The organism is Kribbella sp. NPDC048837 (assembly GCF_055586945.1).
This window is the reverse complement of sequence record NZ_JBVJHF010000008.1, coordinates 490,188-501,266: the sequence shown is the minus strand read 5'-3', so window position 1 is coordinate 501,266 and position 11,079 is coordinate 490,188. Positions and strand designations below refer to the sequence as shown.

At 68.1% G+C, this 11,079-nt stretch carries 11 protein-coding genes; 7 read left to right on the top strand and 4 right to left on the bottom strand.

The features are described from left to right. Window positions 1-173: 173 nt before the first annotated feature. Entirely contained in the window at window positions 174-1,163 is a 990-nt protein-coding gene (locus tag ACZ6O0_RS34640) for a GNAT family N-acetyltransferase (protein ID WP_465769249.1), read from the bottom strand. 40 nt (window positions 1,164-1,203) lie between these two features. Further along, complete coding sequence (locus tag ACZ6O0_RS34635) at window positions 1,204-2,193, bottom strand: oxidoreductase (protein ID WP_465769248.1); 990 nt, start codon at window positions 2,191-2,193, stop codon at window positions 1,204-1,206. A gap of 73 nt (window positions 2,194-2,266) precedes the next feature. Here ACZ6O0_RS34635 and ACZ6O0_RS34630 point away from each other — a divergent pair, with 73 nt between their 5' ends. Continuing rightward, window positions 2,267-3,214, top strand: a complete 948-nt coding sequence (locus ACZ6O0_RS34630; protein WP_465769247.1) for an AraC family transcriptional regulator — start codon at window positions 2,267-2,269, stop codon at window positions 3,212-3,214. Here the strand turns inward: ACZ6O0_RS34630 and ACZ6O0_RS34625 are convergent. Continuing rightward, window positions 3,190-3,609 carry a PPOX class F420-dependent oxidoreductase gene (locus tag ACZ6O0_RS34625; RefSeq protein ID WP_465769246.1) on the bottom strand — a complete coding sequence of 140 codons (420 nt, stop codon included), beginning with the start codon at window positions 3,607-3,609 and terminating at the stop codon, window positions 3,190-3,192. The two genes, ACZ6O0_RS34630 and ACZ6O0_RS34625, sit on opposite strands and share 25 nt — an antisense overlap. A 9-nt stretch (window positions 3,610-3,618) precedes the next feature. Then, entirely contained in the window at window positions 3,619-4,434 is an 816-nt protein-coding gene (locus ACZ6O0_RS34620; protein WP_465769245.1) for an EamA family transporter, read from the bottom strand. Window positions 4,435-4,744: 310 nt separating this feature from the next. On the opposite strand from ACZ6O0_RS34620, the gene leuA reads away from it, so the two are divergent. From leuA to ACZ6O0_RS34590, 6 genes are all read left to right on the top strand, one after another. After that, window positions 4,745-6,418: a 2-isopropylmalate synthase gene (gene leuA / locus ACZ6O0_RS34615; protein WP_465769255.1), complete on the top strand. Its 1,674-nt coding sequence runs from the start codon at window positions 4,745-4,747 to the stop codon at window positions 6,416-6,418. Window positions 6,419-6,654: 236 nt separating this feature from the next. After that, complete coding sequence (locus tag ACZ6O0_RS34610; RefSeq protein ID WP_465769244.1) at window positions 6,655-7,755, top strand: ABC transporter permease; 1,101 nt, start codon at window positions 6,655-6,657, stop codon at window positions 7,753-7,755. A gap of 13 nt (window positions 7,756-7,768) precedes the next feature. Further along, window positions 7,769-8,671, top strand: coding sequence for an ABC transporter permease (locus tag ACZ6O0_RS34605; protein ID WP_360367466.1), 903 nt, complete (start codon window positions 7,769-7,771; stop codon window positions 8,669-8,671). Between the two features lie 5 nt (window positions 8,672-8,676). Next, window positions 8,677-9,768, top strand: a complete 1,092-nt coding sequence (locus ACZ6O0_RS34600; RefSeq protein ID WP_465769243.1) for an ABC transporter ATP-binding protein — start codon at window positions 8,677-8,679, stop codon at window positions 9,766-9,768. Then, window positions 9,765-10,823 (top strand): ABC transporter ATP-binding protein, encoded by a 1,059-nt coding sequence (locus ACZ6O0_RS34595; RefSeq protein WP_465769242.1) that lies wholly within the window; start codon window positions 9,765-9,767, stop codon window positions 10,821-10,823. The genes ACZ6O0_RS34600 and ACZ6O0_RS34595 overlap by 4 nt, the downstream gene beginning before the upstream one ends. Then, window positions 10,823-11,026, top strand: a complete 204-nt coding sequence (locus ACZ6O0_RS34590; RefSeq protein ID WP_465769241.1) for a hypothetical protein — start codon at window positions 10,823-10,825, stop codon at window positions 11,024-11,026. The genes ACZ6O0_RS34595 and ACZ6O0_RS34590 overlap by 1 nt, the downstream gene beginning before the upstream one ends. Window positions 11,027-11,079 lie beyond the last annotated feature (53 nt).

Here is an 11,079-nt window from a genome sequence, read left to right as displayed (position 1 = left end):
CAGCCTTGAACTGCGCACTGAACCGGCGACGCTTCTCAGCCATGAACAAATCCTCTCAACCAAGAGCACCTGTCCAACAACCTTGGTACACCCCATCGGGTGGGCGGGAGCGCGCGTAGCGGGCGCGACGAAGGAGTGCCTGCGTAGCACGCGTGGGATGAACCACCTGCCGACTAGAGCGGCTTCTGGTAGGCGATGGCTCGGGCGACTATGTGGTAGTTGAGTTGTTCGTTGATCGCGATCATGTGGGTGTTGGACTCGGCGTTCCAGGTGTCGAGCTGGGTGATCGCGGGTTCCTGGTCGCGCATCCACAGCAGCATGGCGGTCTTGACCAGGGCGCCGAGGCGGTGGCCGCGGTGGTTGCGGTCGACGGCGGTGTCGTGCTGCTCGGCGATGTGCGGTCGTTCGCGCTCGACCGCGATGACCGAGTGGCCGGCCAGTTCGCCGGTCGAACGTTCGCGCGCGATCACCCGGTAGACGCTCTGGTCGCCGGCTTCCTGGGCGGCCTCGTACGCGCGGAGCCGCTCCGGGGTGAACACGTCGTCCTCGATGTCCAGGTCGTCCTTCGGTGCGTCGTTGATCGACGCGGTCAGCGCGACCAGACCGCCGATCAGGTCCTCGGGCACCGGCCCGGTCAGCCGCAGTAGTTCGTACCCCTGCGATGCCTGAACCGCCTCGTCGTACAAGCGCTGCACGACGGACCAGTCGAGGCCGGCGATGTCCTGCCGCCGGTTGACCTCGATCGCCTTCTGCTCGAACCCGTGCCGCAGCGAGAACGCGTTCGCCTTCGGCAGGTCCCAGTTGTCCGTGCCGACGCTGGTCCGGCCGAGCTCGCGCGCCAGCTGCTCGCCGTATGCGAGCAGCTCGGTGCCGATCCCGCGTCCGCGGTGGTCGGGGTGAACCTGCAGGTCGACCCACGAGAGATGGGTGTTGTCGTACGTCGGGGCGTGCAGGCCGAGAAGTCCGACGGCCACGCCGTCCTCGTCCCGGGCCAGATAGGCCCGGCCCGGGTCGCCATCCCAGCCGTGCTTCAACTTGGCGGCGTAGCCGCGGGGCGTCGGTACGTTCGCGGCCGGGCAGTCGAGCTTGGTCGCGACGCTGATCAGCGCCACGGCGTCCGCGCAGCCGACCTCGTCGTCGGGCGACAGTCTGGTGATCTCCACGCCCTCAGCGTCCACTAGATGGACACTTACCGCGACAGATTTATCGGTGGTGGAGAAGTTCCTCGCTGACCGTCCACAGCCGCCGGGCCGCGTCGGCGTCGATCGCGTACGGCCGGACGCCGTACGTGCCCTCGGACATCTCCAGCTCGCCGAGCTCCGCCTCGTCGGTGCGGATCGGGGCGATGTCGGTGTTCTCGCAGTACACGCCGCCGCGTCCGTCGAGCTGCGGGCTGGTCGCGCACCAGACGCTGGTCGACGCGCCCTGCTCGACGGTCTTGAGTCCTCGCGCCGGGTCGATCACCGGCTCGCCGTCCGCGTCCAGGACGCCGGCCGTGCGGAGTGTCTCGGGATTGGTATACCGCGCCAGATTGGTGACGATGCTGCCGGGATGCAAGGAGAACGCGCGTACGCCGTTGTCCTGCTCACGCTCGTCGAGCGCGACCGCGAAGAGGACGTTCGCCGTCTTCGACTGCCCGTACGCCGTCAGCGGCTGGTACTCGCGATGCGCGAAGTGCAGGTCGTCGAAGTGCACATCGGAGTACCGGTGCCCGCGCGACGAGACCGAGACGACGCGAGCGCCCTCGGCCTGCCGCAGGGCCGGCAGCAGTCGAGTGGTGAGCTGGAAGTGTCCGAGGTGGTTGGTCGCGAACTGCGATTCGTAGCCGCGGGCGTCGAGTGTGAACGGGTTCGCCATGATGCCGGCGCTGTTCACCAGGATGTGCAGCGGCTTGCCGTCGGCGAGGAAGGTGTCCGCGAAGGCGTCGATGGAGTCCTGGTCGAGCAGGTCCATCGGGGCGACCCGCACGCCGCTCAACTGGGCGACGGCCTTGCCGGCACGGCCCACGTCGCGGGCCGGGACGATCACCTCGGCGCCGGCCAGCCGCAGGACCCGGACGGTCTCGAGTCCGAGCCCGGAGTATCCGCCGGTGACGATCGCGGTCCGGCCGGTCAGGTCAACGCCCCGGACGACGTCCGCAGCCGTGGAGGCCGCGCCGAAGCCGGAGCCGATGGGTTCTTGGGGAGTGGTCATGCCTTCAGCGTAGGAACGCGGATCCGGACGCAGAATATTTGTGAGTCCGGATTTCTTGCGCGATAGTACGGATATGCCCGCTGATCCACTATCCGACGTCCTCGAGCTGATCGACGCGCGCTGTGTGGTGTCGGGCGGGTTCGTCGCCGGCGGCCAGTGGTCGCTGCGCTTCCCGAAGCCGAACCGGCTGAAGCTCATCGCGATCACGGAAGGCGAGTGCTGGCTGGTCCTGGACGAGCACGCGCCGGTCCGGCTGATGCCCGGTGAGCTGGCGGTCTTCGACGGGACCCGCGGCTTCGTGCTGACCAGCGACCTCGAGCTCGAGCCGGTGGACGCGACCGAGCAGTTCCCGCCGGACCGGCCGCCGATGGTGCGGATCGGCGAGGGCCGCGAGGTGGTCAACCTGGGCGGCCACATCGATCTCAACGAGGTCGGCCGTGAGCTGCTGCTGGACGCGCTGCCGCCGCTGCTGCACGTCAGGGCGGACAGTGAGGAGGCCGTCGTGCTGCGCTGGCTGCTGGACCGGCTCGCGCACGAGGTGGCCGACGGCCGGGTCGGGTCAGAGCTTGCCTCCGGCAACCTTGTCGAGCTGGTCTTCGTCCAGGTGCTGCGGAGCTACCTGGCCGAGGCGCGGACGTTGCCGGCCGGTTGGCTGCGGGCCCTCGGTGACGAACGCATCGCGCCCGCGGTCCGCTCGATGCACGCGGATCCCGGCCGGGCCTGGCAGCTCGACGACCTGGCCCGGACCGTGTCGATGTCGCGGACCACCTTCGCCGAACGCTTCAAGGCGGTCGCCGGCGAGCCGCCGCTGACCTATCTGCTCAACTGGCGGATGCGGCTCGCCCAGCGGGCGCTGCGCGAGAGCGACGAACCGCTGTCGGCCCTCGCGCACTCCCTCGGCTACACGTCCGACAGCGCCTTCAGCAACGCGTTCAAACGTGTCAACGGGATCGCGCCCAAGCGGTACCGCGACGCGGCCCGGGCCGGCGACCTCGTTCAGCTCGGGGTCGGCATCCCGTAGGCGTGGTCGACGGTCATCGAGAACATCAGCCGCTGGTCGCGGACCATCACCGCGCGGTACTCGTCCCAGTCCGGGTGCTCACCGGACGCGGTCCGGTAGTAGTCGACGAGATCCTCGACGACCTCGTCGTACGGGTCCGCGGCGACCGGACTGAGCTCGGCCTTGCCCTCCAGTACGACGTACGAGCGGCCGCGCGGGCCGTCGACGTACAGACTGGCGCGCGGGTCGCGGCGGAGGTTCTTCGTCTTGGCGCGGCCATCGGTGAGCGAGACCCGGATCCGGGTGCCGTCGTACACATAGGTGACGTTCGACAGTTGCGGTCGTCCGTCCCGCTTGATCGTCACCAGGACGCCGAGCCCGTGACTGCCGATCCGATCGGCGAGGGAATCAGTCATACCCGAAGCTTAAAATTTCAAGCGCCCTTGAACACAAGTCAGGAGTACGCCGGCGATGATGGTGGCGAGTCCGGCGATGCGGGGGAGCGTGAGTCGTTCGTGCAGGACGACCGCACCGAGCAGGGCTCCGAGGACGACGTTCAGCGTGCGGCCGATCGCCACCGTGTCGACCGAAGCAAGAGACAGAGCCAGGAGGACGAGGCCGTAGCTGGCGGGCGTCAGGACGGCGATGGGCACCGCGCGACGCCACTGGCTCAGATCGAAGTTCCGGACCACCACGGTCAACACCGCGACCTGTGCCACGTTCGCCACGGCGAGATAGGTCAGTACGTCGACGCCGAGCGACGTGACCGCGAATCCGTCCCAGAGCGTGTAAGCGGCGGTGCAGCTCGCAACCGCCAGGCCCAGGCCGATTCCGCGCCCCAAGCGGCGCGAGTGCAACCCGTCCATGAGCAGTACGCCGCCCAGCACCACGGCGGCACCGGCAAAGACCCGTGGTCCGGGATTGCCCACCCACGGAATCGCCGCCACCGTCACCAGCACAGGTGCCGTCCCTCGGCTGACCGGATAGACCGTCGAGAACTCGCCGGCGCCGTACGCCTTCTGCAGGGTCACGGCGTACGCCGTGTGCAGGACCATGCTGACCAGTGCGGGCCACCAGGTCGTCGCGATCGAGCCGCGGATGAGCAGAACCAGGGAGAGCGGCAGCGTGATCAGGCCGCAGAGCCACACGAATCCCGGACCGCCCTGACCGGACCTCTTGATCAGCAGGTTCCAGGCGGCATGGCAGCACGCGGACGCCGTCAGTAGCCCCAGAGCGATCACGTAGACAGTGTCTACACGATCGCCGTAGACGTTGTCTACCAACCGCAGCGATCACGCTCCGTGTCTCGGCGGTCAAGACCCCGGTTCGACGGGCCGGGTGGGTTGTGCCTACACTCACTGGCATCATGCGGCACCAGCTTCTCCTCCTTCGCTGCCGCGGCGAGGCCTGACAAGGCCGGTTCCCTCGCCGCGGAGTCTCGTCGTACGCGCCGGTCGTCCTCACGACCCCCCAGCGACTGCAGCACATCCTCCGAGGAGAACCCCCGTGGCACCCAAGAACCAGCCCAAGCCTGTCCAGCAGCCGACCGGCATGCCGATCCACCGCTACCGCGCGTTCCCGCCGATCGACCTGCCGGACCGCACCTGGCCGGCCAAGTCCGTGGACCACACCCCGCGCTGGCTGTCCACCGACCTCCGCGACGGCAACCAGGCCCTGGTCGAGCCGATGTCCCCGGCCCGCAAGCGGCGGATGTTCGACCTGCTGGTGAAGATGGGCTACAAGGAGATCGAGGTCGGCTTCCCGAGCGCGAGCCAGTACGACTTCGACTTCGTCCGCAGCCTGATCGAAGAGGACGTCATCCCCGACGACGTGACGATCTCGGTGCTGACCCAGGCCCGCGACGAGCTGATCGAGCGGACCGTGCAGTCGCTGCAGGGCTCGCCGAAGGCGACCATCCACCTGTACAACGCGACCGCGCCGCTGTTCCGCCGGGTCGTCTTCAACGTGGACAAGGCCGAGTGCCTGAACATCGCGGTCCGCGGCACCGAGACGGTGATGAAGTACGCCGACGACATGCTGGGCGATTGCGAGTTCGGCTACCAGTACAGCCCGGAGATCTTCACCGGGACCGAGCTGGAGTTCGCGCTCGAGGTGTGCGAGGCGGTCAGCGACCAGTGGCAGCCGGCCGAGGGCCGCGAGATCATCCTGAACCTGCCCGCCACCGTCGAGATGTCGACGCCGAACGTGTACGCCGACCAGATCGAGTGGTTCGGCCGCAACCTGACCCGGCGTGAGTACAGCACGATCAGCCTGCACCCGCACAACGACCGCGGGACGGCGGTGGCCGCGACCGAGCTGGCGCTGATGGCGGGGGCCGATCGCGTCGAGGGCTGCCTGTTCGGCCACGGTGAGCGGACCGGCAACGTCGACCTGGTCACGCTGGGGATGAACCTGTTCAGCCAGGGCATCGACCCGCAGATCGACTTCGCCGACATCGACGAGATCCGCCGTACGGTCGAGTACTGCACACAGATGCGCGTTCCTGAGCGCCAGCCGTACGCCGGCGACCTGGTCTACACCGCCTTCTCCGGATCGCACCAGGACGCCATCAAGAAGGGCCTGGAGGCGCTGGACAAGCAGGCGGCGGCCGAGGGCAAGCCGGTGTCGGAGATCGCCTGGGAGGCGCCGTACCTGCCGATCGACCCGAAGGACGTCGGCCGGTCGTACGAGGCGGTCATCCGGGTGAACTCGCAGTCCGGCAAGGGCGGCGTCGCGTACATCATGAAGTCCGAGCACCGGCTCGACCTGCCGCGCCGGCTGCAGATCGAGTTCAGCAGGGTGATCCAGCAGCACACCGACGCCGAGGGCGGCGAGGTCGGCCCGCAGCAGATGTGGGACATCTTCGCGAACGAGTACCTGGCCCCGGGCAAGCTGTCGCTGCTGACGGTCAATTCGACCTCCGGCGAAGGCCAGGGTGACCAGCTTCGCGTTCAGGTCTATTCCGGTGGCGTGCCGCACGAGCTGGTGGGCGAGGGCAACGGTCCGGTGTCGGCCTTCGTCGACGCGATCAAGCCGCTGAAGTACGACGTCCGTGTCCTTGACTATCACGAACACGCGCTGTCCGCGGGCGGCGACGCGCTGGCCGCGGCGTACGTCGAGTGCGAGGTCGGCGACGAGGTCTTCTGGGGTGTCGGCCGGGACGCCAACATCCTCACCGCCTCGCTCAAGGCGGTCGTGTCCGCCATCAACCGCGCCACCCGCTGAGCAATCAGGGATCGCCCGCCTCCCGTGTCGGAGGCGGGCGATTCCGACACGCCCCGATACCGTTGCGTCACGGTTCGCAACGTTGTCTCAACGTTGCCTCAAGACGTTGACTCGCTGACCGAGGTTGCGCACACTGTCGTCACTATGCGCAGATCCTTGCAAGACAGCATTACTAAATCCGCTGTCTGAGGGTCCGTGCCACCGACTTTTCCCTGGCAGTCGTGTGGAGGTGAGCAGTGAGCGGTGCGGTCGAGACATCCGCGTCGAAGCTGATCGAAGGTCCGGCCCAAGAGCCGAGACCGACGGCGGTGCGACGTTTCTATAATGCCTGGCTGGTCCGAAGACTGGCCAAGGCGATCTTGACCATCTACATCGTCGCGACGCTGACGTTCTTCCTGGTCCGGCTGCTGCCGGGCAACCCGGTCGACACCTTCATCTCGACCCAGATCGCGCAGACCGGTGTCTCGTACGCCGACGCCGCCGCGCAGGCGCGCAGCCTGTTCTCGCTCGATCCGGACCAGCCGTTGATCCAGCAGTACGCCAACTACATGGTCAACATGCTGCACGGCGACTTCGGGAACTCGCTGCTGTCACCCGGCACCACGGTGGCCGAGGTGATCAGGACCTATCTGCCCTGGACGCTGTTCTCCGTGGGAATCGCCACGGTCATCGCCTTCGTCATCGGCATCCTGGCCGGCATGGTGATGGCCTACCGCCGGGAGAGCTGGATCGACCACGTGCTCACCTCGCTCGGGGCGCTGCTGCACGCGATCCCGAACTACATCCTCGCGATCCTGATCGTGGTCTTCCTCGGCGTGAAACTGCAGTGGTTCAACCTGACCCTGGCCCGCGGCTCGTACTCGCCGGGTGTCGAGCCCGGCTTCACCCTGAGTTTCCTCAGCGACGCGCTGTACCACGCGACGCTGCCGATCCTCGCCTACACCCTGACCACGGTCGGGTCCTGGGCACTGGTGATGAAGTCCTCCACCGTGGAGACACTGGGCGAGGACTACGTGACCGTCGCCCGGGCCCGCGGCTTGTCGTCGGCGCGGATCCGCACCGGATACGTGGGACGCAACGCCGTCCTGCCGATGTTCAGCGCGCTCGCCGTGTCGCTCGGCTTCGTCGTCGGCGGGTCGATCTTCGTGGAGCGGATCTTCGGCTACCAGGGCATCGGCTTCAGCCTCTACAACGCGCTCTCGGGCCGCGACTACCCGGTCCTGCAGGGAATCTTCCTGGTCCTCACGATCTCCGTGGTGGCGGCCAACCTCGTCGCCGACATCTTCTACAGCCGGCTGGATCCGCGGATCCGGCTCGGCGCCAAGGCGAAGGGGTGACGAGATGTCCGACATGACAGATGTAGCGATCCCCGGCCCCAGCGAGGTCATCGGCACGACCAGCGTCGGCCGGATGTCCGGCATCCTCCGCGGGCTGCGCCGGAGCCCGGCCGGCTTCATCGGCTTCATCATCGTCGCGCTGCTGGTGCTGATCACCGCGATCGGGCCGATCTTCACCCCGGACCTGGTTCCGGACGTGAAGTCGATCATGCTGCCCGCCGGATCGCCCGGGCACCTGCTCGGCACCGACAACGAGGGCAAGGACGTCCTGATCCAGATCATCGACGGCGGGGCGTCCGTCATCTTCATCGGATTCCTCGCCGCCGCGATCTCGACGGTCATCGCGATCGTCCTCGGCTCGCTGGCCGCCTACCTCGGTGGCTGGGTCGACTCGGTCGTGGTCAGCGCCGCCGATGTCGCGCTCACCATCCCGACGATCGTGCTGCTCGCGGTGCTCGGCGCGCTGTTCAAGCTCGACTCGCCGATCCTGCTCGCCTTCCTGGTCGGCGGCCTGGCCTGGCCGGTGCTGACCCGGGCGATCCGGTCCCTGGTGCTCTCGCTGAAGGAACGTGAGTTCGTCGAGGCGGCCCGGCTGCTCGACCTCGGCACGGTCCGGGTGATCTTCGTCGAGATCCTGCCGAACATGGCCAGCTTCATCCTGATGAACTTCATGATCGCCGTCAGCAACGCGATCTACGCGCTGGTCGGCCTCTACCTGCTGGGTCTGGCGCCGTTGACCGGATCGAACTGGGGGATCATGCTCAACCGCGCCTGGATCGCCGGCGCCATCTTCAACGAGGACAGCCTGGCGTTCATCCTGAGCCCGATCGCGGCGATCGTCCTCCTGCTCCTCGGATTGGTGATGATGACGAGATCGCTCGAAGAGATCCTCAACCCGCGCCTCCGGGACCGGTGAGCCTGGTGACTGTTCCGAACACCTCCACCTCAGCTGCCCGCGCCGTGCGTGGCGGCCAGGGCAAGCCACTGCTGTCCATCCGCGACTTCAAGGTCGAGTACCGGACCGGCGCCGGTGCCACGGTGCAGGCCGTCCGCGGCGTCGACCTCGACCTGTACCCCGGCGAGAGCCTCGCGCTGGTGGGGGAGAGCGGCTGCGGCAAGACGACCTTGGGGCTCGGTCTGCTGCGGCTCCTGCCGCGGCTGGGCCACGCCAGCGGCACGGTGACGTTCAACCGCGGCGACGGTGCCGAGATCGACATCCTCGGCCTCAACGGCCGCGACCTGCGGGAGTTCCGCTGGCGGGACGCGGCGATGGTCTTCCAGGGCGCGATGAACGCCTTCAACCCGTTGCTGAAGATCCGCGGGCACATGTACGACACGATGCGGGCCCACACCAAGGCCACCCGGCAGGAGGTCGAGGACCGGGCCGGGGAGCTGCTCCGGCTGGTCCGGCTGGAGCCGGCCCGGGTGATGGACAGCTACCCGCACGAACTGTCCGGCGGTATGCGGCAGCGGGTGCTGATCGCGATGAGCCTGCTGCTCGACCCGGAGGTGCTGATCCTGGACGAGCCGACCACGGCCCTGGACATCCTCACGCAGCGATCGATCGTCGACGTCCTGCACGAGGTCCGGGACCGGCTCGGCTTCTCGATGATCTTCATCTCGCACGACCTGTCGCTGGCCGCCGAGCTGGCCGACCGGGTGGCCACCATGTACGCCGGTCGCCTCGTCGAGACCGGTGGCGTCCGGGACCTGTTCTACCGGCCACGGCATCCGTACACGCTCGCCCTGATCAACGCCGTGCCGCCGATCGTCGGCGACCTGCCGGACCTCGAGTCGATCCCGGGCGGACCGCCGAGTCTGGCGGCCCTGCCGAAGGGCTGCACGTTCCACCCACGCTGCAAGTTCGCCACCGACGAGTGCAAGGCGGAGGATCCGCCGCTGCTCGCGGTGACCGACCAGCCGGGCGACGCGCACGAGGTCGCCTGCATCCACTCCAAAGAAGTCCACCTCGAACGCAAGCGGCCCACCGACACGCTAGGAACCGCCTCATGACCGCCATGGAGACGGCCCCGGCCAGCACGGCCGACGGGCGGAAGCCACTGATGACGCTGGCGGGGGTCAGCCAGGTGTTCGACACCAAGGCCGGCCCGATCCGCGCGGTCGACAACGTCGACCTGTCGGTGAATCCCGGTGAGGTGCTCTGCCTGGTCGGCGAGAGCGGCTCCGGCAAGACCACGGCGGCCCGGATGGCGGCCGGTCTGTCCCGTCCGACCGGCGGCCAGGTGGCCTTCGACGGCGCCGACATCTGGTCGATGAAGCGGCAGGACTTCTCCACGTTCCGGCGGAGTGTCCAGTACGTCCACCAGGATCCGTACGCCTCGCTGAACCCGACCCGGACCATCCAGCAGACGCTGACCGCGCCGCTGCTCAAGCACGGGGTGGTCAAGGGCTCGAAGGCCGCCGCCGCGCGAGCGGCCGAGCTGCTGGCGAAGGTCGACCTGACCCCACCGGAGAACTACCTGCAGAAGTACCCGCACCAGTTGTCCGGCGGCCAGCGGCAGCGGGCGTCGGTCGCCCGGGCGCTGACGCTGGACCCGAAGCTGATCATCGCCGACGAGTCGACCTCGATGCTCGACGTGTCGATCCGGATCAGCGTGCTGGCGATGCTCGGCCGGCTGCGCGACGACCTCGGCGTCGGGTTCCTGTTCATCACCCACGACCTGGCGATCGCGAAGTACTTCGGCTGGAACGGGAAGACCGCGGTGATGTACCTGGGCCGGATCGTCGAGTTCGGGCCGACGCGGCAGATCATCAACGCGCCCACGCATCCCTACACCCGGGCGCTGATCGACGCGATCCCGGAGCCCGATCCGGACCTGACCAAGACCAAGGGCGCCGGCTCGCTGCGCAGCCTGGAGATCCCGAGCCTGGCGCACCTGCCACCCGGGTGCTCGTTCCATCCGCGCTGCCCGCTGTTCGAGGGCGGCCTGTGTGACGGCGAGGTGCCCGAACTGGTCGACATCCGTCCCGGTCAGTCGGCCGCGTGCCATGTGGTGGCACGCGACGGCGTCGACCAGCTCAGGCCGTCGGACGAGCCGGCCGGCTGATGCCTCCCGAGATCGGCCGAGTGGCTCTCGGCTGGGCGGCGTTCCTGGTCCTGGCCAGCGTGCTTCTGCTCCTCACGCTGACGCCGGGGACACCAGAGTTCGTGATCACCCTGTTCACCTTGTGTTTGGGCCTGCTCTTGGGCCTGATCGTCGTCGCCGGGGTCGTCCTGACCAGGCGCCGGGAGAAACGCGAGGACGGTTAGCAGTAACCAGTGGTAGTGCCTGACCACGCGGGCGTGCGGTCAGTTCAGGAAAG